Here is a 24,200-nt window from a genome sequence, read left to right as displayed (position 1 = left end):
AGGGGCATCACAAACCATAAGGACGTGGGAGACAGATGAGCAACAAGAACATCGGCATCAAGGACGTGGCGGTTGCCGCCGGCGTGTCCGTGACAACTGTCTCCCACGTCCTCAACGACGTTTCCTATGCACGGATCAGCCCCGAAACCAGGGACAAGGTCAGGTCCGCGGCCGAGGAGCTCGGTTATGGACCCAACCGCCTTGCCCAGGCCCTGCGCACCCAGCGAACCGGCATGCTGGGCCTGGTCAGCGAGGATATCGCCACCACACCGCACGCGGGCCGGATCATCCTCGGCGCGGACGAGGCCGCCAAGGCGCGGGGATACAACCTCATGATCATCAACACCTCCGGCTCCGCAAGCCTGGAATCCCGGCAGGCCGACGTCGAGGCCCTCCTGGAACGCCGGGTGGACGGCATCCTCTACGCCACGATGTATCACCGCAACGTGGAACTACCGGCCAACCTCGGCAGCGTGCCCTCCGTCCTGGTGGACTCCGTGGCCGCCGGCGGAAACATCACGGCCGTGGTTCCGGACGAGGAGGGGGGTGCACGCACGGCAGTGGAAGCGCTCCTCGCAGCGGGCCACACCCGTATCGGCTTCATCAACAACACGGACGACGTTCCCGCAACCCATGAGCGCCTCCGGGGCTTCCGGACCAGGCTGACCGAAGCAGGGCTCGACGGCGACGCGGCACCTGTCGAGTCCGAGGTCTCCGAGGTGCAGGGCGGCTACGAGGCGGCCCGGCGGATCCTGGCACGCGAGGAACGCGCTGATATGCCTACGGCATTGTTCTGCTACAACGACCGGATGGCGATGGGTGCCTACCGCGCCGCTGCGGAGTTGGGGCTCGCCATCCCGGATGACCTCTCAGTGGTGGGCTTCGATGACCAGGAACTGATCGCCGCCAACCTTCATCCCGGCCTCACCACCGTGGCCCTGCCGCACTACGAAATGGGTGCCTGGGCCACCGAGCACCTGATTGACGCCGTCGAGGGGAAGACCGACCTTGCCCTCATGGCGCTTCACCCGACCATTCTGAGCTGCCCCCTCGTGCCCCGTGATTCCATCGCGGCTCCGCGGCACTAGGCAGCCAGCCCCTTCCACTTCCCACGAGGACCGCCAGATATGTCCAGCCGCCTTGATGCTGCACGCCCGGAAACAGCCCCGGCAGAAACCTCCAGGTTCCGGCCTGCCGTCCACTTCACGGCAAGGAATACCTGGCTGAACGACCCCAATGGCCTGGTTTTCCACGACGGCTTGTACCACCTCTTCTTTCAGACCAACCCGTACGGCAGCATCTGGGGCAACATGTCCTGGGGCCACGCCACCTCCCGTGATTTGCTGCACTGGACCGAGCACCCTGTTGCCATTGCCTGTGACGAGGCGGAGGACATCTATTCAGGCAGCGTAGTGATTGACCATGCGAACACCTCCGGTTTCGGCACGGCCGGGACACCTGCCCTCGTGGCCATCTACACCAGCGCCTACAAAGCCGCGTCCGAACACTGCGGCACGCAGGCGCAGTCCCTGGCATACAGCACAGACGCAGGAATGACCTGGCAGAAATACGGGAACAACCCCGTCCTCAGCAGGAACTCCGCGAACTTCCGCGATCCCAAAGTCTTCCAGTATCAAGGGGACCACGGTGCCTGCTGGGTCATGGTCGCCGTCGAAGCGCAGCACCAAAAGGTGGTCTTCTACCGTTCGGAAGACCTCAAATCCTGGGACTTCCTGAGCGACTTCGGCCCGGCCAACGCCGACGCCGGCGAATGGGAGTGCCCCGATCTCTTTCCACTGAAGGTGGACGGGGACCCGGACACCATCAAATGGGTACTGATCGTCAACGTCAATCCGGGCGCTGTGGCGGGCGGCTCCGGCGGCCAGTACTTTGTCGGACATTTCGACGGCGTCCGCTTCACCCCCGATCCCGGGTCCGTTGTGGCGCCGGTAGGGGTCAGCGCTCTGGGCGATTCCGCCACTGCCGCAGCAGCGCTGCAGCAGTGCTTGTGGCTGGACTGGGGACGCGATTGCTACGCCTCCGTATCCTTTAGCGACGCCCCGGATGGCCGGCGCATCATCATCGGCTGGATGAACAACTGGGACTACGCCAACGAGCTGCCCACCGCCCCCTGGCGGTCCTCGATGACCCTCGCCCGCGACCTGCGCCTCACAGCAGTCAACGGCTCCGCCCGCTTGATCCAGCAACCGGTCCTGGCGGACCCATGCGCAGGAGAAATCCTGCCTGCTGGGACGGATCTTATGGATGCGGACGCCTTTGAGCTGCGGAATTCATCTTTTCGCCTGCCGGATGCGGTACCCGGCAGGGCCCACATCATCGAGGCGGAAATACTGCCCGGAAACGCCAAAGCCGTGGCTTTCCATCTGTTCGTAAGCGCTGACGGGAGCGAGGGTGCCATCCTGAGCTACAACACAACTAGCGCCCAACTCATCCTGGACCGCAGAAGGTCAGGCAACACCGGCTTTCACCAGAAGTTTCCCTCCGTGGAGTCAGCCCCGCTTGTACTCGAGGACGGCGTGCTCAAGCTGCGGATCGTCGTCGACCATTGCTCGGTGGAGGTCTTCGCCCAGGGCGGCGCGGTGGTCCTGACTGACCTCATCTTTCCCAAAAGCGGAAACCTGGAGAACCGGGTATGGGCTGAGGGCGGGCCAGCGACGATACTGAAGCTCGCGGTCTCGACACTCACCTAATCCCCGCAGCGCCACAGAAACCACAAGACAGGGAAGAACCCATGCCAAGCAGCAACCACTACGACGTGACGACGTGGCCGGTCGGCAATCCGTCCAAGGACGTCGGTGAAGTCATCAACAGCATCATCGCTGACATCAAGGACCGGCAGACCGCCATCGATGTGGACAGTGGCGGAAAGCCAGGCGCCGTAATCTATATTCCGCCCGGGGATTACCACCTTCGCACGCAGGTGGTAATCGACATCAGTTTCCTTCGGATTGAGGGCTCGGGGCACGGCTTTACGTCGTCGAGCATCCGCTTCAACGTGCCCGAAGACGAATGGCCGGACCTGCACGAGCTATGGCCCGGAGGGAGCCGCATCATCGTGGACATTCCCCTCGCCGGAGATGGGGAGGAAGCCAAGGGAGCCGCCTTCTACGTTGAGCGAAGCGGGAGCCCGCGGATCAGCTCGGTGGAGTTTTCCAACTTCTGCATCGACGGGTTGCACTTCACCCCGGATGGCTCAGGGATGCCGGCGGAGAACACCTACGTCAACGGCAAGACCGGTATCTACGTGGCGAGCGCCAATGACTCATTCCGGGTAACCGGCATGGGGTTCGTCTACCTTGAGAATGCCCTGACCATCTGCAAGGCAGACGCGCTTTCCATCCACGACAACTTCATCGCCGAATGCGGAAGCTGCATCGAGCTGCGCGGGTGGGGGCAGGCATCAAAGATTACGGACAACCTGGTGGGAGCAGGCCCCAAGGGTCACTCGATCTACGCCGAGAACCATGGCGGCCTCCTGATAACCGCGAACAACGTGTTTCCCCGCGGGGCGAGCAGCGTCCACCTCAACGGCGTCACGCGGTCAAGCGTCACCAACAACCGTCTGCATTCGTTCTACCCCGGGATGCTGGTTCTCGCGGACAGTTCGGAAAACCTCGTGGCCACGAACCACTTCCTGCGTGACCATGAGCCCTGGACGCCCTTCCTCGGGGTGGACAACGGACTGGACGACCTCTACGGACTTCTCTGCGTCAGCGGCAGCAATAACTCGGTCATCGGCAACCACTTTTCCCAGATCGTCGACTCGGAAAGCATCCGGCCTGCGGGTGCGACGCCCGTCGTCATCCGGCTGATGGCGGGGGCGGGCAACTTCGTCTCCAACAACCACGCGGTGGCGATGGACGTTCGCTCCACATCAAGTGACTCGTGCTTCTCCGCCCAGGTGGACGCTCTGCTGGCAACCGAGGCTTCGCAAGCCCTCGCCGTTACGGCCGTCAAGGTTGATCCCGCATCAGCGCGCAATACCATCCTTGATTCCGGAACTGACGCCGAAGTTACCGCGGATAGGGCGGTTAATGCTTTGAGGGCCACACCCGCGATAGGTTCCTAGGTTGCACCTGCACTTGTGGCTGTCCCCTCCAGTGTGACCCCTCCAATATCCCCCGGTAACGGTCTCAAGCGTTGGCTCGGCCCATTGCTGGGCTTACGTTGTTGCTTGCACGAGCGACATTGCGAAGTATCCAGAAGGCAAGGAAAGCGGCGGCCACTGCCAAACCAACCAGGCCCAGCGGCAGCACAGTTTCCGGAAACACCGTCCGCAGCGCGATGGGAACTGAACTCAACGTGTAAAGGATGAGTTTTAGTGACCCTCGTCCGGGCCCGCTGGAGGGCTGATCATTCGTACGGAGACGAGGACCATGCCCAGGTCACGGACCTTGTTGAGGAGGGTGTGCAGTGCGGCCTGGTCTGTTACCGGGCCGTAGAAGGCTGTTGTACCGTCACTTGCGCGGGTGAGTTCGAGATGCTCGAGCCATTCCCCCAGTGATCATCGAGGTGCCCTTCCACCCAGAGCTCGTAGTGGCCGGGTTCGTGCCCGTCTGTGATCATCATTGGGCCACAGCGCGGCCACGCCCCGGGACGACCGTCCCGGCAGCCGGGGAGCCCGTTAGGCGGGTGCTGACCCACAGTGAGTAGCCTAACCACGCCACGGCCATACCTACGGGGAGGGCGGCGAAGCTTCCCACAGCGTGGGAACAGCGGAAGCAGGGCGGTAGAGACTGATCCCACCGCCAACAGGATGCCCGCCCAGCGACGGCAGTCACAATTGGAATTTTCGCCACATCCGGGCCCAGGGTCGAAAAGCCCTTGACAGTGGCGCGCGTCACTCCTACTCTGATTTTGGGATCCCAAAACGGGATCCCAAATCTAGCTTCGTCTGGCGCTCCGGATCGCCCATAAGGCGCAGCCGGGTTTCGCTCCCGCAGTGCCAGCGACCAGATCTGGTCTGCAGTTCCCACCCGGCACACACCCGCACATTTGCCCGTCCCTGCTTTCCCCATCCGTAACTTCCCCGTGAAGGAGAAGCTGTGTCTATTCCTAATACTGAAACAGCCGCCACCGACGGCACTATAAGCCCGGTAGCCACCGACGACCCGCAGAAGGATGGCGTGCAACGACGCACCACCGTCCGTTGGAAGCTTTTCCTGTTGCTCCTGGTCCTGGTTGCCGTCAACTACATCGACCGCGGTTCCATTTCCGTGGCGCTCCCCATCATCCAGAAGGAATTCAATCTCGCCCCGGAACTGGTGGGCTTGCTGCTCTCGGCCTTCTTCTGGACGTATGCCCTCATGCAGATCCCCGTCGGCTGGCTGATCGACCGGTTCGGACCCCGCAAGGTCATGACCGCGTCCTGCGTCGGCTGGGGGGCTGCCACTGCGGCCTCGGGCATGGCAGGTGGATTCCTTAGTATGTTCATCGCCCGCATGGGCATCGGCGTCACCGAGGCCGGCGTCATGCCAGCCGGCGGCAAACTGAATGCCATTTGGATGCACAAGTCCGAACGCGGCCGCGGCGCGACAATCCTGGATGCCGGTGCACCCCTTGGTGCAGGGCTTGGCGGCATCATCATCGCCGGACTTATTGCGTCCACCGGCAGCTGGCGCCTGGCCTTCGTGATCGCCGGCGCCGCTACCGTCCTCATGGGTCTCGCCGTCTGGTGGTACGTCCGGGACAATCCCCGCGAACACCGCGGCGTGAACGAGGCCGAGGCCAGCTATATCGAAGCCTCCCACGCGGCAGAGGACGCCGAAGCGGAGCTCGACGGCAGCAAAGGCAAGCGCGCCTTGCTTCCCTACCTGAAATTCCGCTCCTTCTGGGCCATGTGCCTGGGCTGGCTGGGTTTCAACGGCGTGTTCTACGGCCTGCTCACCTGGGGCCCGCTCTACCTCGCCCAGGACAAAGGCTTTGACCTGAAGACCATCGGCTGGTCCACCTTCGTGATTTTCGGGGCAGGATTCGTTGGCGAAATCATCGGCGGCACCATCGCCGACAAGTGGCGTGCTTCCGGCGCCTCAGCCAACCGCGTCATGCGGACCCTCCTGGGAATTTCCAGCCTGGTGGTCATTGGCGGTCTCATCGGCGTCACGGTGGTTCCCGACCCCACCACGGCCGTGGTCCTGCTGTCGCTCGTGATGTTCTTCCTGCGCTGGGTCGGCCTGTTCTGGAGCATCCCATCCATCCTGGGCGGGCGCACCAACGCGGGCGTCCTGGGCGGTGCCATGAACTTCAGTGGCAACATCTCCGGATTCGTCACACCCATCGCCGTCGGCCTCATCGTGGGGGCCACAGGTTCATACACGTGGGCCCTGCTGTACTTCGTAGGATCAGCGATCATTATGGGTGCATCTGTCCTGACGTTGAACTACAACAAGCGGCTTCCTGTCTAAGCTGGCCACCCAAGGCAACACGCAACCCACGCCCCCGCTGCCGGGAGCGACGTCACACGAAAACCCGAATGGAGCACCATGCTTATCGCAGAAGATACCCAGGACAAGGAACGTCCCCTCCGCGAGGCCGTCCGGGACACACTTCGCACCCGGATTTTCGAAGGACATTACGCTCCCGGCACGCGGCTGGTGGAACGTGACCTGGCGGCGGAATTCTCGGTTTCCCGGCTGCCCGTCCGCGAAGCACTCCGCATGCTCCGTCAGGAAGGCCTTATCAGTGACCGCGGTGCACGGGGAGCAGAAGTCAGCACCCTGAGCCCCAAAGACGTGGAGGACCTCTTCGACGTTCGCCAGTCCTTGGAAGTCCTGGCCTGCCGGCTCGCCGCCATCAGGGCAACCGAGCAGGACCTCGCATACCTGAAAGGGCTGCTCGACGACGCCGAAGGCTTCCTCGCCAAGGGCGCCGTTCGGGAAGCGCACCGCTCAAACAGTGAGTTCCACGACGCCATCACCTCCATCGCTGACAACAACTTCCTCAAATCAGCACTGGAACCTCTCCAGGGCCGCATGCACTGGCTTTTCCGCCACGTCAGTGACCTGCCGGAACTCATCCAGGAACACCGCGATCTGTACACAGCAATCGCCACCGGGGACCCGGACCGTGCCGCGGCACAATCCGCATCCCACATCGGCAAGTACCGTGAACAGTTCCCCGAGGACTTCCAGAAAACCGAACCCCAACTTCACCGGAAGAAATAATGCGACTCCTGGTCATCAACCCCAACATCAGTGACGATGTCACCGCCCTGATCGAATCCGAGGCCCTCCGTTCCGCTGCACCCGGCACCGAACTGGTGGTCCGCACCGCCGGCCGCGGAGTGGAATACATCGAGACCCGTTTCGAATCCCTCATCGCAGCCGGTGCCGTAGCCGAGATCATCGCCGAATACACCCGCCCTGGCACGGAGCCCGTCGACGGGGTGGTGGTGGCAGCGTTCGGCGACCCCGGAATGCCCGCCCTCAAGGAACTGGCGGACGTTCCGGTCATCGGCATCACCGAGGCAGCACTCTGCGCCGCCGCACTGCAGGGCCACCGCTTCTCCATCATCGCCATCTCAGAGCGCATCAAACCCTGGTACCGAGATTGCGTTGAGCGGTTCGGCCTGCTCGGAAGGCTGGCCTCCATCAGGTCCATCAACGAAGAGCTCAACGGCATCGGCTCTGTCCAGCGGGACTTCAAGGAAACCCTCCTGGCACTCAGCCGCCAGGCCGTCGAGGAGGACGGCGCCGACGTCGTTATCCTCGCAGGGGCACCGCTTGCCGGGCTGGCCCGCGAACTCAAAGAGCAGATTCCCGTCCCCGTAGTGGACGGAATCTCAGCCGGAATTCGCATGGCAGAGGCCGTAGTGGGCCTTCAGTCCGGTCAGCACCGCGAAGGCGCCTTCGCTCCCCCACCCGCCAAGGGCCGCAAGGGACTCAGTGAAAACCTCGACGCCGCCCTCTCCGCCGCGCAGAACAGCGCCGCGTCCGCGCTGCCCACCACTTAGACAAAAAGCTTTCTTCAGAAGGAGGACATCAATGTCCCGGCATCCAGACCTCGTTATCGCCCACGCCACCGTCGTCAACAGCTTCGGCCGCCAGAACGCCCATATCGTGGTCCAGGACGGCCTGATCACACAGCTCATCGACGCCTCGGAAGCCGTCCCCCGGGCCGAACGGACCATCAATGCAAGCGGGCGCCTTGTGATTCCCGGCGGCGTGGACGGCCACTGCCACGTGGCACAGGTCACCGGGCGCTTCCGCACCCTGGACGACTACCGCACCACGTCCACCGCAGCCCTGTGGGGCGGCACCACCACCATCATCGACTTCGGCATCCCCCGTGATGCGCAGGAAACCCCGCTCGCAGCCGTGCTGCACAAAAAGGAGCTGGCAACGGAATCAAGGTGCGACGTTGCCCTGCACGGTGCTGTGATCAGCTGGGATGAAACCTTGCCCTGGCAGCTTGAGCAGCTTGCCGCCGAAGGCGTGCGCTCCGTGAAGATGTACACCACCAACCGCGGCACCACCATGGCGGACGGGGACACCATCCTGAAAGTCATGCGGGAAATGGTCCGACTGGATGGTCTTACCTACATCCACGCCGAGCACGATCCCATCATCACCGACTGCACGGAGCAACACGCCCAGGACGGCCGGATCGGCATCGAGCACCTGCACCGGACACGCCCCGAACTGGCGGAAGAAGTATCCGTCAAGGAAACGCTCGCATTGGCTGAATACACGGGCGCGCCGGTCTACTTTGTTCATCAATCAACGCCAGGGGCCGTGGATCTGGTGACGGAGGCACGGACCCGCGGGCTGGAGGCGTACTCCGAAACCTGCCCGCACTACGTCACGCTGGATGACTCCGTGTACGGCTCAAAGTTTCCTGAGTGGTTCGCCTGCTGCCCGCCCATGCGCAACGCCGAAACGGTGGCCGCACTGAAGGCACGGCTGGCCTCCGGGGCCATCCACACCATGTCATCGGACCATTCCTGCTACGACCTGTCCCAGAAGCGCGAGCGCACGGACGATGTCCGGGCCATGCCACACGGCCTGCCCGGCGTCGAGACCCGGATGCCGGTCACCTTCACGGCCATGACCTCTGCCGGTGCCAGTGTGGAGGACTTCGTGGAAGTCTTCTCGGCGGAGCCGGCACGGATCAATGCCGTCCCCGGGAAAGGACGCATCGCCGAAGGGTTCGACGCCGATCTGGTGGTCTTCGACCCCGCCGAGGAACGCACGGTGGACGGCGCTGCCCTGCACATGGGCACAGACTTCTCCCCGTTCGATGGCAAGGCACTCACCGGCTGGCCCGCCGTCGTAATTTCCGCAGGCCGTGTGGTGCTGGACGGCAACGGCTTCCACGATCCCGGGAGTGTAGGCCGGTTCCTGGCCCGGAACGGCTTCCACCGGCATGATTCAACCGTCCCTGCCGGCGTCCCGGCTACTGCAAATCTCTAGCCTGCGCCAAGAATAGAAACGGAAAGCTTCGATGCCTTCACCAACACGCCCCCGCCGGATCGGCATGATCGTTCCGTCATCCAACACCTGCCTTGAGCCTCAGACCTACCGGATCCTGGGCAGCCGGACCGACGTCACCGTCCATTTCACCCGGATCCCCGTCACCCGGATTGCCCTGGACGATTCCTCGAACAAGCAGTTCGACTCCGCAGTCATGCGGGACGCCGCCCGGCTGCTTGCCACGGCGGATGTGGATGTTATTGCCTGGAACGGCACGTCCGGTTCCTGGCTGGGCGCCAAACACGACCAGGAGCTGGTGCAGGAGATCACTGACGCAACCGGCATCCAGGCCACCACGTCCACGCTCGCTTACCTGGAGGCCTTCAGAACTTTCGGCACGAAACGGATCGGTTTGTTCACTCCGTACACTGACGATGTAAACCACCAGGTGATCGCCGCCTACGAGCGGGAAGGAATCGAAACAGTTGACCACCGTGCCCTGGGCTTGAGTGACAACGAATCCTTCGCACGCGTGACCGACGATGAGATGCGGCCCGGCTCGCGTGAACTTGCAGCCACTAACCCGGACGCCCTGGTCTACCTGTGCACCAACCTCTACGGCGCGAACATCACAGCCGAGATCGAAGAAGGCACCGGCGTACCTGTCCTGGACTCAGTGGCCGTCACGCTCTGGCACGCCCTCAGGCTAGCTGGCGCACAACTGCTGGATCCGCGGTGGGGCAGACTGCTTGTGAGCTGACCTTGATCCGGACTTCGCTTTTAGAGGCATCCTGAAGAGACGTACATGCCAAGAATTTCCAAAGGTTGCTGTACCACACTGTCTTAGAGCAGATGGTCTCACTAACTGCGTCAGCAGATGGATTTCTCGTGGGGGGAACAGCAGTGGCAGGAACGTTCAGTACAGTGAGCCCGAGCTTTCAAGGCACGGTTAGCACTCCACCCCTGGTGGTGCTCACGGCCCGCTACCGCTATTTCCCCGCTGATTCAATCGTCACGCTGCAAGCAGTGTCCACAACTATTGCTCAAGCGCTGTTAGATGCCACTACAGCAGTGTCAGGTTGCATCGTTCTGTCCACCTGCAACCGCTTCGAAATTTACTGTGAAATTTCGCCTACATCTGATGCCGCAGAGGCGTGCTCGGACACACTCGAGGCTGTGAGCTACTGTTCCGGCCTTCCGTTACAAGATTTGCAAACACTATTCGATTACCGCGAAGGTACAGCAGTAGCCGAGCATCTGTTGGCTGTGGGATGCGGTCTTGATTCCCTCGTTGTGGGTGAACGTGAAATTGCAGGCCAAGTCCGGCGTGCGCTGGCCACGGCCCAAGCCGCAGGCACGACTACCGGACGGCTCATCCGATTATTCCAAGAGACTTCCCGGACCGCTAAAGAGGTGGGGGCACGGACCCGCCTTGGCAGCGCAGGAAGGTCGGTAGCTTCGGTGGCTGTCGAACTGGCCGCCTCCCGGTTAAGGCCGGCGACGCTCTCCGAGCTTTCTGTAGTCCTCATCGGCAGCGGGTCCTACGCCGCCTGCATCTTGGACCTGCTGCTAAGAGGGCATTGTTCATCTGTCGCCGTCTTTTCCCGCTCAGGCCGCGCAACGGCATTCGCCGCCGCCCGAGGGGTGAAGGCCCTTACGGCAGCCGAGCTCCCTACAGCCATTAGCCACGCGGACATCATCATCGGCTGCAGCGGCAGCGGAACTCGAATCGACACCACGATGATTGAACCAAGGCAGAATACCCGTCCGCTTGTGGTTGTAGACCTGGCCCCCAACCGTGACTTCGATTCTGCCGTTGCTGACCTGACAGGCATCGACCTGGTGACCCTGGAGACAGTCCGCCGCGCCGCCCCGCAAGCCGACGCGGCGGAACTCCAGCTGGCCCGCGCCCTCATCAGCGAAGCAGCAGACCGTTTTTCTCAACAAGAGTCGGTGCGGGCAATTGATGCCGCCATCGTCGCCCTGCGCCACCACCTGCAGACTGTTCTCGACAGTGAAGTGGAACGCCTCAAAAAACGAAACGGAACATCTACCTCGGTTGAGGAAACAACGGTGGCACTGCGGCGCGTTGTGCATCAGCTGCTCCATACGCCCGCGGTCCGTGCCAGGGAAATGGCGGCCGCGGGTCGTCACGAGGACTACACGTCCGCCTTGGAGGCGCTCTTCGGCATCAGCGTCGACCTTATTCCTCCGCCTAGGTGAAGACGAACACGCCTGACAAGGTGGTTGTGTGATGGCGCGCGTACTTTCGCGCCTTTTCGTGAGGGTTTCAGGTTTCAGTGAGAGCGTTGTTGCGCTGAGCAAGGGTCCGAAGGATTCCTGTATGGTCAAGGGCGCCGTCGCCCCGCGCGACCATATCCTCGAAAAGATCCTGGATTACCGTGCTCAGGGGTAGCTCCAGGTTTTCCTTGGTAGCTGCCGCGAGCACGAAGTTGAGGTCCTTCAGCTGGTTTTGGGCGCTGCCGCCACCTGTGAAGTCGCCGTCAATCCATCTGTGCCCTTTTTGGCGCAGCACCTCGGAGTCGGCCAGCCCACCCCGGAGCAGTTCAAGCATCACCGATGGATCCAGTCCCCCGCCACGCGCCAAAAGCATGGCTTCGGAAACTGCCGTGACCGTGCCGGCCACCACGATCTGGTTGCAGGCTTTGGCGAGTGCGCCCGAACCTCCCGGGCCCATATGCCTGATGGTGCTGCCCATGAACTGGAACGCCGGGGTGACCGCGTGAAGTGCGTCCTCGTCCCCGCCCACCATGATGCTCAGGGTGCCGTTTTCGGCGCCCACGGTGCCGCCACTGACGGGGGCGTCCAGGACTCGGACGCCGTGTTCGCGAAGCATTCGTTCGCCAAAAGCCGCCACTGCCCCCGGCGAAACCGTCCCGTGCACCACGAGTATCGGCCGGGCAATGCCCCTGGCTGTCCATCCGGCTATTAGGCCATCTTCTCCGGGAAGCAACGATTCGACGTGGCTTAGGTCCGGCAACGCGGTGAGAACGATGTCGGCGGCCGCCTCAAAAGGTGAAGCCGCAACGCTGGCGCCCAGGCCCTCCAAGGCTTCGGCCTTGGAAGCAGTCCGGTTCCAGACTGTCAGCTCGCCGTAGCCCTTCAGCAGCCGGCGCGCCATGGGTTCCCCCATCGGCCCTAATCCCATCAGGGCAAGGGCTGGGTGGTCATGCTCAGGCATTGGGAATCCTGTAGCGATTAGGGCATACAGGACCGGCAATGTAGCTGCTGACGGTTTTCCGGCTGGGGGAACACATGGTTTTCCTATTTCTGTGACGGTTTGGGATAGCGAACTGAGGGCAGGCGTTACTGGTTGGTCAGGAGATCAGACGGCCACAGGATGAGCTGCGGGAAGACGGCCAGCATGACGATGGCAACCACCATGACCACGTAGAGCGGCACAGCGGCCTTCACGATCTTCTCCATCGGCAGCCCGCTGACATAGGACGCCGCGAACAGGCAGACGCCGACAGGCGGCGTGACCAGGCCAACGGCAAGGGCAGCAACGAGGAAGACGACGAAGTGGATGGGGTCCACACCGGAAGACACGGCCGCAGGCATGAGCACTGGTGTGCAGAGCAGGATGGCTGCGACTTTGTCCATCACGGTTCCGATGAGGATCAGGATCAGGCCGATCAGTAGCATGACGATGGTGGGGTTGGTGCTGATGCTCAGCAGCCAGCTGCTGACCTTTGCCGGCAGCCCGTCAATGGTGAAGATGTAAGAAGCGACGCCGGCGATCATGGCGATGAGCAGGATGGTGCCGGTGGTGAGGCCGGCGTCCACGATCATTTTGGGCATCTGGCGCCACTTCATGTCCCGGTAGACGTAGATGCCGACCAGCAGGCTGTAGAAGACGGCGACGGCGGCCGCCTCCGTGGGCGTGACGAGTCCGCTGAACATGCCCACCAGGATGATCACCGGGCCGCCCATGGCCGGGATTCCCCCGAGGACGATCCTAAGGCCCTTCTTGAAAGGCGTCTTTGAGACCTCGCCGTAACCATGGCGTGCCGATAGGAAGAAATTCACAAGCATCAGGACGATGATCAGGACAATGGACGGTCCAAATCCTCCCGCGAGTGCCGCGCCTACCGAGACGTTCGCGGTCGAGGCGGCGATGATCATGAGGATGCTCGGCGGTATCAGTGAGGACAGGGTAGCGGTGACCATGGTCATCGCTGCCGCATAGGGCCTCGGGTACTTATGGTCAGTCATGGCCTTGATCTCGATCTTGCCAAGGCTGACAATGTCGGCAACCGAGGAACCGGAGATGCCGCCGAAGATCGCGCTAGATGCGATGTTCACTTGGCCCAGGCCGCCACGGAAGCGGCCGAAGATGACCTCGGCGCCACGGAAGATGCGGTCCGAGATACCTCCTCCGGCCATGAGGTTGCCGGCCAGGACGAACAAGGGGACAGCAACCAGGAGGAAGCTGTTCATGGAGCTCATCATGGACTGCGGCAACAGGTCGAGGGGGATGTCGAAGATCAGGAGCGTGGCGATGACGCCAATGCCGAGTGAGACTGAGAGCGGAACGCCCAGCAGCAGCAGGAGGAGGAAAATGCCCAGCAGGGTCAGGCTCATGCGATCATCTCTCCTTCGAGGATCCTCTTACGCATATACGGGGAGAAGTAGACGGTGGTGATATGGGCGACGATGGCGAGTGCCGCACTGATCACAAGGGGCAGGGTTACCAGGAACATCTTCAGTCCCAGGGCGGGACTGGACTCTCCGGCGGCATACTGTTGCAGCATCAGTTCCACCGTCTTGTAGAGCAGGACACTGAAGAACACGGTCCCGCAGATGGCGTAGAGATGCATGCTGACGTGTTTGAGCCAGGCTGGTCCCCACGCCACCGCGAAGTTCACCCGCGGGTGCACGGCGGCCCGGAAGCCTGCTGCCATCCCCAGGAAGGTGGTGTCCATGAACAGGAAACGGGTCATTTCCTCGGTCCATGGCAGCGAGGCTCCCATCTGCCGGCTGACCATCTGGGCAGCAAGGCTGAGCAGCATCGCGGTGATTCCGACGAAGAGGAGAGCATCCACGGCCTTCCAGATCAGACCATGAGGTTCCGAGACTTCGTTTACCGGAACCACCTTGATGCTATGTTCGGCCGCCTGGTGCTCGGCCCCCCGGGTTGGGGTTCCATCATCATGCACTGAGCTCGTCTTCTCCACTGGACCCGTCACCTTAGCGTCCGAGGAATTCAAGGCTTGACTGGACGAATTCCTTGCCGACCTTGCCCTCAAGCTCGGGGTAGACCTTCTGCGCTGCCGCCTGGAACTTTTCCCTGGCTTCGGGCGTCAGCTCGTTGATCTTCACGCCTTCGCCCTTCAGCTTCTCGAGGGTTTTGGCGGCTTCGTCGGTGTCGTACTTCGTCTTGAAGTCAGCGGTGTCGTCTGCAGCTTCCTGCAGGACCTTCCGGGTGTCCTCATCGAAGGAGTCCCACTTCTTCTTGCTGAACCCGAGGACGAAGGCGTCGGAGATGTGGCTCGTCAGGGAGAGGTAGTCCTGGACTTCGAAGAACTTGTTGTTGACTGGAACTTCCAGGGGGTTTTCCTGGCCGTCGATAGTACCAAGCTGCAGGGCAGTGTAAACCTCTTTGAAGTCCATCGGCGTCGGGTTGGCGCCCAGTGAGCCAAAGAACTTAACCCAGAGGTCATTCTGCGGTACGCGGAGCTTCAGGTCCTTGAAGTCCTCGGGCTGGGTGATGGGACGCAACGAGTTGGTGGTGTGGCGCGGAGTACGGGTCAGCATGGACACGCCCTTGATGCCCAGCTTGTCCAGTGAGCCCAGCAGTTCCTTGCCCGGCTCTCCTTCGAGGTACTTGGTGACCTCCTCCGTGTCCTTGAAGAGGTAGGGAAGGCTGATGGCATTCATCTTCGGTTCGAAGGATGCGTACACCGAGGTGGACATGATGGTCGAGTCCAGCGTGCCGTTTCCAAGCAGGTTGACGGCGGCGTTCTGGTCCCCGCCGAAGAGGGTGCCGTCGGGGAACGTCTCGACCTTGACCTTGCCGTCGCTCAGCTCGGCGACCTTGTCGGCGAAGTGCTTTGCGCTGACGCCCATGGAAGAGGTTGCGGGGTCTCCGAGGCCGAGGCGGACGGTGGTGCTGGCCGCGCCGGCGCCACCGGCCCCGCCCCCGCCGCAACCGGTGAGGGCAGTAGTAACGGTGAGTGCAACGGCCACAGCTACGGTGGCCAGGATGCGCTTTGGCATCTGATTCTCCTTTGAATACGTGCTGGTTCCTGGCCTATACGGACAGGGGTACTGATGCTTTGACGGCGGTGGTTAAGCGTCCTGGGCTATGGATATTTCGAGTAGGGCCGCTCTTGCTGCTTTCTCGTCCCGATTGCCCAGTGCGTTGCAGACGCGGCCTACAGAACAGGGTGGAAGATTGCGGCTTCAGTGGAACCGGTACACTTTTTTACCACAGGGGGGCGCGGGCTGTAAACCGTTGAGAAGCGGATAGCAGCTTGTTACTTCGAGAACTGCAGCCGGGCGACGCTGGACCGTTCGACCAGTTCGGCGGCTACGCGTATGACGTTGGGTTTTCCCGACGTCTTGCCCTGTGTGTTGGACAAAGCGAGCTGCACTGAGTGCCGGGCGAGCAAATCAATGGGTTGCCTGACGATTGTGAGGGCCGGGGTCATGAGTTCGGTCCAGGGTGAATCGTCGAAGACGATGACGGACAGGGTGCGAGGGATGTCGATCCCGGCGTGGGAGAGGCGCCGCAGAACTTCGGTTACCTGGGCGGTATTTGCCACCACCAAAGCGGTGGGCGGCTCCTCGATATTGAGCAGCGCGGACGCGGCGTCTCCCCCCGCCGGACCGCGGAACGCGGCGTGCCGGATGAGGAGCTCATCCTGCTCCAGGCCCGCTGCTTCCAGGGCTTGCCGGTAGCCCGCGATCCGGTCCCTTCCTGTAGTGGAGGCAGCCGGCCCGGAGATGATCCCGATGCGGCGGTGCCCGTGGGCGGCGAGCAGCGCCGTTGCGGACCGGGCGGACTCAAAGTTGTCAATGCTGACAACGTCTACTTCGGGGAGCGAAGGTATGGATCGGTCGACAAAAACCACCTCAGTGCCCAGGTCCTGGAGCTGCTTCCAGATTGCCAGGTTGTTGCCGGTGGGGGTCGCGATAATCCCGCTGACCCTGCGTTCGATCAGTGTCGCCAGACGCTCTGACTCCAGCTGGTCATCCTCCTGCGTGGTCATCAGCAGCACCTGGATTCCGCGGGCGTGCGCTTCCTGCACTACCTGGTCGGCGAGCCGGGCGAAAAAGGGGTTGGAGACATCGGCGAGCAGCAGCCCCAGCGTAGTAGGCGGGCCATACTTGAGCTCCCTGGCTGCCGTGCGGGGGTGGTAGCCCAGGTTCTTCATGACGTCGTTCACCCTGCTGCGGGTAGCTGCAGCGACTGGACCTGACCCCGGGTTCAGCACCCGGGAGACGACTGCAACGGACACCCCGGCCGCCTGGGCAACATCGCGGATGGTCGGTTGTTTTTGCACGCCTACTCCTTTGTCTGGCACTTCCTGGACATCTGGAACCTTTTTCAGCCTAGGGCTTGACCTTGGGCCTGCCCCTGTGACATAAAAGTGTACCGGTTCCACTTATTTTACCTTAGTTCGGTTGCGCTTGGTCTGCAGCCTCACTACCAATGGCGAAGAGCCGCACGGTGAAAAGTAGAGCCCCACAAGCTGCGGCTGATCCCAGACCAGCCTGCAAACCTTCCGGAACAGCGCCGTCTCCCTTGAAAGGCAACCCATGAATCTGCACCATCTCCTGACCCAGCGCGAAGCCGACGGAAAGCCCATCCGGGTCGGCCTGATCGGCGCCGGACGCTACGGGACCATGTACCTGGCCCAGGCAAACAACATCCCGGGCATCCACGTCGTCGCCATCGCAGACATCAACGTCAAGCGCGCTGAAGGTGCTTTCGATCTCGTTGGATGGCCCAAAGAGCAGATCGCCCCCGACATAGCAACCGCCCTGAGGGACCGCTCCACGGCGATCGTGGCCAACGCGGACGAGCTTTTCGACGTCGACATCGACATCATCGTCGAAGCCACCGGCAACCCCATCGTTGGTGTGAAGCATGCACTGCGTGCCATCGAAACCAAAAAGCACATCATCATGGTCACGGTTGAAGCCGATGCCTTGGCAGGGCCCGCCCTGGCCAAGCGGGCAGAAGCCGCCGGCGTTGTCTACTCCATGGCCTACGGCGACCAGCCGGCCCTCATCATGGAACTCGTCGACTGGGCCCGCACCAGCGGATTCGACGTCGTCTGCGCCGGCAAGGGCGCCAAATTTCTCGAGCACTACCACGAGATGAACCCCGACAACGTGTGGGAGAACTGGGAATTCTCCAAGGAGCTCACCGACTCCGGGCAGCTGAACCCCAACATGCACACCTCCTTCCGCGACGGCACCAAGGCCGCCATCGAAATGGCCGCCGTCGCCAACGGGGCAGGACTGGTCCCCTCTGACACCGGGCTGACCTTCACGCCCGGAGACGTTGAGGAAATCGCCTCAATCTGCCGCCCCGCCGACGTCGGAGGAGCCCTCGCACACGAAGGGACCGTCGACGTCATGTCCAGTGTCAAGCGCGACGGCACCTGGATCCCCCACAACACCCAGGAAGGCGTTTTCGTCGTCGTGAAGGCAACGAACGCCTACGTCTCCGGCTGCTTCAATGAATACCCCTGGCATCCGGACCCCACCGGCCAGTACGCCGCCCTGTACCGCCCGTACCACTACGTCGGCCTTGAGCTGAACGTATCCATCGCCAACGCCGTCCTCCGCGGAATCCCCACGGGTTCACCCATCGGGTTCTTCGGCGACGTTGTCGCCACCGCCAAGAAGGACCTCAAAGCCGGTGAATTCCTCGACGGCGAAGGCGGATACACCGTGTGGGGCCAACTCGTTTCCGCGAAGCACTCCGTCACTACCGGTGCACTGCCGGTCGCACTGGCCCACCACGTGGAACTGCGCAATGACGTAGCCAAGGGCGGGATCGTCCGCTGGGAAGACGTCATCATGGACGACTCGCTCGCCCAGGCCCTCGAACTGCGCCGCGAAACCGAGGCCCTTGCCTTTGAAGCGGTTCCGGCACCCTGATCCACCGGCGCTCATTCCTCTGGGCTGCCGGAGCCACTGAAAGCCCGGCCCCTGGAAACCTCGCCGCTCTCAGCTGAATCCAAGTAAAACCCTGCGGATGTTCGCGCGGACCGACGTGCTATTACCGCCGGTCCGCGCCGCGGCCCCCAGGACCCTCTCACGCCCTCACGGCACCCGTAACACTAGGAGAACCTCACGATGACCATCGTCGTCACTGCAGCTTTTAGCCCTAAGGAAGGCGCCTTCGACAAGGTCGTCGCCGCCCTCTCCCCCGCAATCAGCGAAGTGCACCAGGAACCCGGCTGCCTGCTCTACGCGATCCATGAAGCCCCCAACAACCAGATCCTCATGATTGAGAAATGGGAATCAGCTGCGCTGCTGGACGCCCATGGCGAAGGTGAACCGGTCAAACGCCTGAACGCCTCCCTCGAAGGCCTGCTGGAAAGGCCTGTCGTAGTGACCCGGATGGTTCCGATCCCCGCAGGAACAGCACAGCAGGGAGCGCTGTAGTGCATAGCCCTCTTGTCGTCATGGGCGTGTGTGGTGCAGGCAAGACTGCGGTCGGCGCTGCCCTGGCAGCCCGGCTCGGAGCCACCTTCATGGACGCTGACGACCTGCACCCCTTGCCGAACGTCGAAAAAATGACAGCTGGCATACCGCTCACCGATGAAGACAGATGGCCCTGGCTTCGCCTGGTCGGCGCAGAACTCGCGGCCGAACACCCCCACGGGATCGTGGTTGCCTGTTCAGCACTCAAACGCGCCTACCGTGACGCTATTCGCGCAGCCGCTCCCTCCACCAGGTTCATCCTGTTGAGCGCGGACCCCACAGTGTTGGAAAAACGGCTGGTCCAACGACCGGGCCATTTCATGCCTACATCCCTTCTCGCCTCACAACTGGAAACCCTCGAGCCGCTCGAAGCAAACGAGGCAGGAATAACCCTGACTTCTGAGGCAGGCATTGAAGAAACAATGGAGCGCATCTTGGCAGACTTGGTGCCGGCGCAGTAGCTGTCACCCCTGCGGCCGGCAACTGCACCGCAACCCGACCAGCAAGAGAAAACCGTTCGCCCGGCTGTTGCTGGGCGCCGGGCTCCTCCTGCTCCGCAAGCGCAGGATCTCCTAGCCTGGTAACTCGCCCCTGCTCCTGCCACAGGAGCAGGGGCGAGTTTGCCCGTTCGTGTAACAAGTGACCGGACGGCGGAAGTTTCTTGAACCTCGCCGTCTGGTTCTCGCCACGACGGGAGGCTCGGCGGCTTAGCCAGCGGGGAAACTGACGGCGACGGTGGTTCCGCCTCCCGGAGATTCTGAAAGGGTGAGCTCGCCACCGTGGGCTTTCGCGATAGTGCTGCATGTGGCCAGGCCCAGGCCTGTGCCTGCACCGTCGCCTTCGCGCTGGAGCCGCACCAAGGGTTCCAGGACTTTCGCCCGGTCTTCCGGGGCGATGCCCTTGCCGTTGTCCGCCACGAAGATAGTGGCCCCGTGGTAGTTGGCGGTTCCGCTGATACGGATGTGCAGTTCCCGGTGGGAGCTGCGGTAGTTCATCGCGTTGGACAGCAGGTTCTGCAGCAACGTGCGCAGCTGCCCCCGGTCGGCGTATACGGTCAGATCCTGCACGTCCACCATGTTCTGGTCGGATATGCCAAGGTCCAGCATCACTTCGTTGGCCACCGTCTGGACGTTTAGGTAGGCAGGCTGAATTTTGCCGCCAACACGGGAGTAGTTCAGGACGTCGCTGAGCATGGCGAGCATACGGCGCCCGGACGCGCCGACCTTGTCCAAATCGTCTGCGGCACCGGGGACAGCGCGGATTTCGGGATCGTCCTGCAGCATTTCCAGGTAGCCCAGCATTGTGGTCAACGGGGTGCGCAGGTCGTGGCTGACACGTCCGGCGAACCCGGCGAGCCGGGCGTTGCTTTCCTCCAGCTCAAGGTATGCCCGGTCGAGCTGGGCCGTCCGGTGCTGCAGCTCCAAAAGCTCCACTACCTGTTTAGCGAGGACCTCCAACATGTCCACCTGCCCAGGGCTAAGTTCCTGGGCAGCTTCGGAAAAGACACACAACGTCCCCGGCACAAACCCGGACTCCGTTTCCAGGGGAACCGCGGCGTAGAAACGGACCCTGCCGATCTCACCGGTAACAAACGGGCTGTCCGCAAACCGGGGATCCCGTGAGGCGTCTGGAACTACCGTCTTTTCCCGGGACAGGAAAACTTTGGCGCACATGGAATCCTCACGGGAGCACACCCCGGGGTCCACTCCCCAGGCCCCGATCTGGTGCTGGTGACCTGCACTGATGATGTTCACGACACCGAACGGTGCACCGCACAACTGGGTGGCCAACCGGACCAGGTTCTGCAGCGCATCCATCACGGCTGCGTTGGGCAGCAATGGTGAGTCAAGGGACGGGTCGAGCCCGTACTCCAGCAGTTCAAGGTCACGGCTGATGTCGTTGCTGAAAGCCAGTCGTCCTGCTGCACCTGTCATTAAGAATCCCCCGGCCCGTTCCGATACTCTCGCGATCATATCCGCACGCGTAGAGCTGGCATCAAACCTGAAATTGCAGTCGGAACACAGCCAACCTGCATGCACTGCCGCTGCGCTTCTTCCCTTCACGGAGCGAGGCAACGAATGGCTTCCCCAACTATCTCCGGAGACGGCTCTTAATGTCTGATCCTGCAACGCTTTCCTTCGCGCTGACATACACAGGAACGCTGGCAGTGGCTGCTTCAATCGCCTGGATTTTGACCCTTCCCGTCTACACGCTGATCCGGCGCGCAGACAAGTGACTCCAGGCTTCTGACCTACCCGGGCAATAGGGCTGCGATGGCAGGCGGCAGGCCGGGGCACTGCTGGGCATTGCTGCAGTCGTTCAGGCACCAGGCTGCTGGCCATGTTCACCGAATACAGCCTGCAGAAAAGTCCTCGCATCTCTGCCTTCGCCACCATAGGGATGAGCGCTGGCATTACCTCCAACCTTCCGCCCGCTGCCGTGTCACCAAAGCTCGTTTATAAAGCCGTATTTGCGGGCCTCTCTGCCGGTGCTGATGACTGTCGGGGCAAACCCTTTCGGCGGCAGGGGGCTCCAGGGCTGTATCGGGGGTTGCCGGGGATAGTCGGTCGGCTACTGTGTCATCCGGTAGCCCACGCCGCGTACGGTTTCGATCCAGCGTGGGTGGTTGGAGCTGTCGCCCAGCCTTTTGCGGAGGTTGCCGATGTGGACTTCCACAGCACGCTCCTCACCGGCGCTGACCAGGGAACCGGTATTGAAGGGCTCGTTGCGCAGCCGGCGCACCAGGTCCGCCTTGGTTTGAACCGTCCGCCCGCTTTCCATCAGGAACAGCAGCAGGTCGAACTGGGTGCGGGTAAGGTCTACTGGCACAGCGTTGATGGCTGCCAGACGGGAACCCTCGTGAAGGGTCAAATCTTTGTGAACGAAGTCGTAGGAGCCCGCCTCCGGCACCACGTACTGTTCGGCTTCCGAGGGTTGGATCGGGGCAGGGGTTGGGGCTCGCCTGGAGGAACGTTGTTGGTGTGCGGACCCTACGATGCGGCCTGGGGATGGTGCCCGTTCTGCGGGAGCGATGATCATGGTCCGTGGCCGACGGAGCATGGCGGCAATCCGGGCTCGAAGCTCCCGGGGTCGGAATGGTTTGGTGAGGTAGTCATCGGCCCCGGCCTCGAAGCCCATCAGGGCGTCTGCCTCATCCACGCGGCCCGTGACAATGATGAGGTAGGCGTCCGTGAACGTTCGGATCCGCCGCGATGCTTCTATGCCGTCAAAGTCTGGCAGGCCAACGTCCATGGTGATGATGTCCGGTTTGTGGGCCCGGACTGCTTCGACTCCGTCGCTGCCTGAAGATGTTGAATAAACAGCGAACCCGGACTGCTGCAGCACCTCTGTCAGGGTCGACCTGATATCGTCGTCGTCCTCGACCACCACGGCAATACCGCGCTCCACCATGCATCACCCGCATCTTTTATTTATGTGTACATATCTCATTCGGCGACATTGGCCGGACGGATGGCTTTTCCTTCGGCGCAGCGGAATGCATTATCGAGCCTACCGAATGGGTTGAGCAGAAATTGCCGCCTTTCGTGCACATTGAGCGGGCCTTGAGGTTTGGAAAAATATTGAGCATATCCTGAGGTTTTTTCGGGTGAATACATTTCTGCCTGGACCTATTGCTTTAGGCAGTGGCAGTGGACGAAGATCAAGCTGTGCTCAATGGGGGCGCATGATTGCTCGCTGGGAGCAATACGATAAGGGGCGTTGCATGACTTATTCCCGCTTTGTTGTCTTCCATCCCTTTCGCCGGGCAAAGCCACTGGTCCTCACGGCAGTGATCGCCGTCGCCATGCTGGCCAGTGTGCCGGCGGTCCAGGCAGCCGATACCACCCCTCTTGATCCCAATCCCGGCCCTGCCGGGAGTTTCAGCTGGAAGGGGTTCAACTGGGAAAAACGCTTCTGGGGCGGGGCGCCAATGTACAACAAGGCTTTCGATGCCGCCAACGTCAGCAATCCCGATGCCAACGGACACATCACGATGAACCTGACCAACCCAACGGGTGAGGCCCCGGCCGGGGCAGAATTCCAGTCCACCCGGCAGGGGTTCGGCTACGGGACCTACAGCACCACAATCGAAAAGGACTTGACTACCCTGCAGAAGGAAGTAGTTTGGGGCTGCCTCTTCACATACGACCCCTTGGCTGCGCCCGGGTACAACGAAATTGACCTTTGCGAGGCGTCCGCGTGGGGCGGCGGCGCCGCTTACGGGGAGTCCTGGCCAGTCACGCAGGCCCACGGTTATTGGTTTGACGCCACCAAAGCCCCAGGGGAAGGCAACAACACCATTGTTTTCGACGTAACCTCAAACCCGATCTCCACCCACCGGATGGTCTGGGAGCCCGGCCGGCTCACGTTCGAGACTTTTTCCGGAGAAGGGTTCGCCGGGACGCTGTTGAAGCGCACTGTTCTGGAAGGTGCCACCGTTCCGGTTCCCGCGAAGGAACAGATCCACTTCAACCTTTGGGTTACCGGCGGAGGCGGCGGTGATCCGGCCCACGTAAAGCCCGAAAGTGTGGTTATCAGAGACTTTTCCTTCGTGCCTGCAGCCGGGACAGCCACCCCGGTACCTGCATCGTTCATCAAACTGAGCGCTACTACTACCAAAGCCAAATCCATGAGCACCACTACGCTCAAGTGGTCCGGCGCCACGGGCACCAACGTGACGGTCTGGGTCAACGGCACGCGCCGATCCGTTCCCAACACAGGCAGCTACATCAACACTGTAAAAGGTGGAAGCACTATCTCCTACAAGATCTGTGACACGGCTGGGTGCTCAAATGTGGTCACCGTCGTGACGTGACGGCAGCCGGTCAGTGGGGCAGCAAAGCAGAAACGCAGGGCCTGAACCGGCCCTGCGTTCCTTGTGTTACCGGGCATTCTTTTCTGCGACGGTAGTCAGGACTTGGCGCCCCGCACGGGAATGATCCGCTTGACGGCAAGGCCAAGCGCCAGGAGCGCAAACGCGGCGAGGGCGAACCAAAACAGATCACCGGCGCCGGTCATTGCAAGGGTGCCGGAGCCGGCCCCGGCTGCCGCTGGAATTGCAGGGTTGTTGTACATCGGTTT

At 62.1% G+C, this 24,200-nt stretch carries 23 protein-coding genes; 14 read left to right on the top strand and 9 right to left on the bottom strand.

Going from position 1 to position 24,200, the window contains the following annotated elements; all coding sequences use genetic code 11:
- Window positions 1-35: 35 nt before the first annotated feature.
- Genes AC5RV1_RS12690 through AC5RV1_RS12680 form a run of 3 tightly spaced genes read left to right on the top strand, consistent with a single transcriptional unit; the run spans window position 36 to window position 4,090 of the window.
- Complete coding sequence (locus tag AC5RV1_RS12690; RefSeq protein ID WP_493994805.1) at window positions 36-1,088, top strand: LacI family DNA-binding transcriptional regulator; 1,053 nt, start codon at window positions 36-38, stop codon at window positions 1,086-1,088.
- A 39-nt stretch (window positions 1,089-1,127) separates the two neighbouring features.
- Window positions 1,128-2,711, top strand: coding sequence for a glycoside hydrolase family 32 protein (locus AC5RV1_RS12685; RefSeq protein ID WP_493994804.1), 1,584 nt, complete (start codon window positions 1,128-1,130; stop codon window positions 2,709-2,711).
- A gap of 41 nt (window positions 2,712-2,752) precedes the next feature.
- Entirely contained in the window at window positions 2,753-4,090 is a 1,338-nt protein-coding gene (locus AC5RV1_RS12680; RefSeq protein WP_493994803.1) for a right-handed parallel beta-helix repeat-containing protein, read from the top strand.
- Window positions 4,091-4,339: 249 nt separating this feature from the next.
- Here AC5RV1_RS12680 and AC5RV1_RS12675 read toward each other — a convergent pair whose 3' ends face one another.
- Window positions 4,340-4,522, bottom strand: a complete 183-nt coding sequence (locus tag AC5RV1_RS12675) for a DUF8691 family protein (RefSeq protein WP_493994816.1) — start codon at window positions 4,520-4,522, stop codon at window positions 4,340-4,342.
- Window positions 4,523-5,066: 544 nt separating this feature from the next.
- Here AC5RV1_RS12675 and AC5RV1_RS12670 point away from each other — a divergent pair.
- The 6 genes from AC5RV1_RS12670 (at window position 5,067) to AC5RV1_RS12645 (ending at window position 11,654) form a co-directional block, all read left to right on the top strand.
- A complete protein-coding gene (locus tag AC5RV1_RS12670; RefSeq protein ID WP_493994802.1) occupies window positions 5,067-6,425 on the top strand; it encodes an MFS transporter in 1,359 nt (452 codons plus the stop codon).
- A gap of 78 nt (window positions 6,426-6,503) precedes the next feature.
- On the top strand, window positions 6,504-7,184 hold the full coding sequence (locus AC5RV1_RS12665) for a GntR family transcriptional regulator (RefSeq protein ID WP_493945908.1): 681 nt from the start codon (window positions 6,504-6,506) through the stop codon (window positions 7,182-7,184).
- Window positions 7,184-7,972, top strand: coding sequence for an aspartate/glutamate racemase family protein (locus AC5RV1_RS12660; protein ID WP_493994801.1), 789 nt, complete (start codon window positions 7,184-7,186; stop codon window positions 7,970-7,972). Before AC5RV1_RS12665 ends, AC5RV1_RS12660 begins: the two co-directional genes overlap by 1 nt.
- Window positions 7,973-8,003: 31 nt before the next feature.
- Entirely contained in the window at window positions 8,004-9,431 is a 1,428-nt protein-coding gene (locus AC5RV1_RS12655; protein ID WP_493994800.1) for an amidohydrolase family protein, read from the top strand.
- A gap of 31 nt (window positions 9,432-9,462) precedes the next feature.
- Entirely contained in the window at window positions 9,463-10,191 is a 729-nt protein-coding gene (locus tag AC5RV1_RS12650; RefSeq protein ID WP_493994799.1) for a maleate cis-trans isomerase family protein, read from the top strand.
- Between the two features lie 92 nt (window positions 10,192-10,283).
- Window positions 10,284-11,654: a glutamyl-tRNA reductase gene (locus AC5RV1_RS12645; protein ID WP_493994798.1), complete on the top strand. Its 1,371-nt coding sequence runs from the start codon at window positions 10,284-10,286 to the stop codon at window positions 11,652-11,654.
- A 67-nt stretch (window positions 11,655-11,721) separates the two neighbouring features.
- On the opposite strand, the gene AC5RV1_RS12640 is transcribed toward AC5RV1_RS12645, so the two are convergent.
- The 5 genes from AC5RV1_RS12640 to AC5RV1_RS12620 form a co-directional block, all read right to left on the bottom strand.
- The gene (locus tag AC5RV1_RS12640) at window positions 11,722-12,633 is read right to left on the bottom strand and encodes an NAD(P)-dependent oxidoreductase (RefSeq protein ID WP_493994797.1); all 912 of its coding nucleotides are present in this window, start codon (window positions 12,631-12,633) and stop codon (window positions 11,722-11,724) included.
- Between the two features lie 125 nt (window positions 12,634-12,758).
- Complete coding sequence (locus tag AC5RV1_RS12635) at window positions 12,759-14,036, bottom strand: TRAP transporter large permease (RefSeq protein WP_493945902.1); 1,278 nt, start codon at window positions 14,034-14,036, stop codon at window positions 12,759-12,761.
- On the bottom strand, window positions 14,033-14,497 hold the full coding sequence (locus AC5RV1_RS12630; protein WP_493945901.1) for a TRAP transporter small permease: 465 nt from the start codon (window positions 14,495-14,497) through the stop codon (window positions 14,033-14,035). The genes AC5RV1_RS12635 and AC5RV1_RS12630 overlap by 4 nt, the downstream gene beginning before the upstream one ends.
- A gap of 145 nt (window positions 14,498-14,642) precedes the next feature.
- Window positions 14,643-15,671, bottom strand: a complete 1,029-nt coding sequence (locus tag AC5RV1_RS12625; RefSeq protein WP_493994796.1) for a DctP family TRAP transporter solute-binding subunit — start codon at window positions 15,669-15,671, stop codon at window positions 14,643-14,645.
- A gap of 260 nt (window positions 15,672-15,931) precedes the next feature.
- Window positions 15,932-16,960 carry a LacI family DNA-binding transcriptional regulator gene (locus tag AC5RV1_RS12620; RefSeq protein WP_493994795.1) on the bottom strand — a complete coding sequence of 343 codons (1,029 nt, stop codon included), beginning with the start codon at window positions 16,958-16,960 and terminating at the stop codon, window positions 15,932-15,934.
- 256 nt (window positions 16,961-17,216) lie between these two features.
- Here AC5RV1_RS12620 and AC5RV1_RS12615 point away from each other — a divergent pair, with 256 nt between their 5' ends.
- From AC5RV1_RS12615 to AC5RV1_RS12605, 3 genes are all read left to right on the top strand, one after another.
- Entirely contained in the window at window positions 17,217-18,569 is a 1,353-nt protein-coding gene (locus AC5RV1_RS12615; protein WP_493945898.1) for an NAD(P)H-dependent oxidoreductase, read from the top strand.
- A gap of 198 nt (window positions 18,570-18,767) precedes the next feature.
- A complete protein-coding gene (locus tag AC5RV1_RS12610) occupies window positions 18,768-19,079 on the top strand; it encodes a putative quinol monooxygenase (protein WP_493994794.1) in 312 nt (103 codons plus the stop codon).
- A complete protein-coding gene (locus tag AC5RV1_RS12605; protein WP_493945896.1) occupies window positions 19,079-19,579 on the top strand; it encodes a gluconokinase in 501 nt (166 codons plus the stop codon). The genes AC5RV1_RS12610 and AC5RV1_RS12605 overlap by 1 nt, the downstream gene beginning before the upstream one ends.
- A 246-nt stretch (window positions 19,580-19,825) precedes the next feature.
- Here AC5RV1_RS12605 and AC5RV1_RS12600 read toward each other — a convergent pair whose 3' ends face one another.
- Window positions 19,826-21,052, bottom strand: coding sequence for a sensor histidine kinase (locus AC5RV1_RS12600; protein WP_493994793.1), 1,227 nt, complete (start codon window positions 21,050-21,052; stop codon window positions 19,826-19,828).
- Between the two features lie 179 nt (window positions 21,053-21,231).
- On the opposite strand from AC5RV1_RS12600, the gene AC5RV1_RS12595 reads away from it, so the two are divergent.
- On the top strand, window positions 21,232-21,354 hold the full coding sequence (locus AC5RV1_RS12595) for a hypothetical protein (protein ID WP_493994792.1): 123 nt from the start codon (window positions 21,232-21,234) through the stop codon (window positions 21,352-21,354).
- Window positions 21,355-21,689: 335 nt separating this feature from the next.
- Here the strand turns inward: AC5RV1_RS12595 and AC5RV1_RS12590 are convergent, their stop codons facing one another.
- Window positions 21,690-22,529, bottom strand: coding sequence for a response regulator transcription factor (locus tag AC5RV1_RS12590; protein ID WP_493994791.1), 840 nt, complete (start codon window positions 22,527-22,529; stop codon window positions 21,690-21,692).
- A gap of 313 nt (window positions 22,530-22,842) precedes the next feature.
- Here AC5RV1_RS12590 and AC5RV1_RS12585 point away from each other — a divergent pair, with 313 nt between their 5' ends.
- Complete coding sequence (locus tag AC5RV1_RS12585; RefSeq protein ID WP_493994790.1) at window positions 22,843-23,934, top strand: LamG domain-containing protein; 1,092 nt, start codon at window positions 22,843-22,845, stop codon at window positions 23,932-23,934.
- Between the two features lie 95 nt (window positions 23,935-24,029).
- On the opposite strand, the gene AC5RV1_RS12580 is transcribed toward AC5RV1_RS12585, so the two are convergent.
- Window positions 24,030-24,194, bottom strand: a complete 165-nt coding sequence (locus AC5RV1_RS12580; protein ID WP_493994789.1) for a hypothetical protein — start codon at window positions 24,192-24,194, stop codon at window positions 24,030-24,032.
- Between the last annotated feature and the right edge of the window lie 6 nt (window positions 24,195-24,200).

Source organism: Arthrobacter sp. Hb9-2, from assembly GCF_059091165.1.
The sequence above is the reverse complement of the archived record's forward strand: the minus strand, read 5'-3'. Positions and strand labels throughout refer to the sequence as shown.

What these genes read in the sequence shown, in the direction of transcription:
- AC5RV1_RS12690 (WP_493994805.1), top strand. Translation starts at nt 36, where the DNA reads ATGAGCAACAAGAACATCGGCATCAAGGACGTGGCGGTTGCCGCCGGC.
- AC5RV1_RS12685 (WP_493994804.1), top strand. Translation starts at nt 1,128, where the DNA reads ATGTCCAGCCGCCTTGATGCTGCACGCCCGGAAACAGCCCCGGCAGAA.
- AC5RV1_RS12680 (WP_493994803.1), top strand. Translation starts at nt 2,753, where the DNA reads ATGCCAAGCAGCAACCACTACGACGTGACGACGTGGCCGGTCGGCAAT.
- AC5RV1_RS12665 (WP_493945908.1), top strand. Translation starts at nt 6,504, where the DNA reads ATGCTTATCGCAGAAGATACCCAGGACAAGGAACGTCCCCTCCGCGAG.
- AC5RV1_RS12660 (WP_493994801.1), top strand. Translation starts at nt 7,184, where the DNA reads ATGCGACTCCTGGTCATCAACCCCAACATCAGTGACGATGTCACCGCC.
- AC5RV1_RS12655 (WP_493994800.1), top strand. Translation starts at nt 8,004, where the DNA reads ATGTCCCGGCATCCAGACCTCGTTATCGCCCACGCCACCGTCGTCAAC.
- AC5RV1_RS12650 (WP_493994799.1), top strand. Translation starts at nt 9,463, where the DNA reads ATGCCTTCACCAACACGCCCCCGCCGGATCGGCATGATCGTTCCGTCA.
- AC5RV1_RS12645 (WP_493994798.1), top strand. Translation starts at nt 10,284, where the DNA reads ATGGTCTCACTAACTGCGTCAGCAGATGGATTTCTCGTGGGGGGAACA.
- AC5RV1_RS12640 (WP_493994797.1), bottom strand. Translation starts at nt 12,633, where the DNA reads ATGCCTGAGCATGACCACCCAGCCCTTGCCCTGATGGGATTAGGGCCG.
- AC5RV1_RS12635 (WP_493945902.1), bottom strand. Translation starts at nt 14,036, where the DNA reads ATGAGCCTGACCCTGCTGGGCATTTTCCTCCTCCTGCTGCTGCTGGGC.
- AC5RV1_RS12625 (WP_493994796.1), bottom strand. Translation starts at nt 15,671, where the DNA reads ATGCCAAAGCGCATCCTGGCCACCGTAGCTGTGGCCGTTGCACTCACC.
- AC5RV1_RS12615 (WP_493945898.1), top strand. Translation starts at nt 17,217, where the DNA reads ATGAATCTGCACCATCTCCTGACCCAGCGCGAAGCCGACGGAAAGCCC.
- AC5RV1_RS12610 (WP_493994794.1), top strand. Translation starts at nt 18,768, where the DNA reads ATGACCATCGTCGTCACTGCAGCTTTTAGCCCTAAGGAAGGCGCCTTC.
- AC5RV1_RS12600 (WP_493994793.1), bottom strand. Translation starts at nt 21,052, where the DNA reads ATGACAGGTGCAGCAGGACGACTGGCTTTCAGCAACGACATCAGCCGT.
- AC5RV1_RS12595 (WP_493994792.1), top strand. Translation starts at nt 21,232, where the DNA reads ATGTCTGATCCTGCAACGCTTTCCTTCGCGCTGACATACACAGGAACG.
- AC5RV1_RS12590 (WP_493994791.1), bottom strand. Translation starts at nt 22,529, where the DNA reads ATGGTGGAGCGCGGTATTGCCGTGGTGGTCGAGGACGACGACGATATC.
- AC5RV1_RS12585 (WP_493994790.1), top strand. Translation starts at nt 22,843, where the DNA reads ATGACTTATTCCCGCTTTGTTGTCTTCCATCCCTTTCGCCGGGCAAAG.
- AC5RV1_RS12580 (WP_493994789.1), bottom strand. Translation starts at nt 24,194, where the DNA reads ATGTACAACAACCCTGCAATTCCAGCGGCAGCCGGGGCCGGCTCCGGC.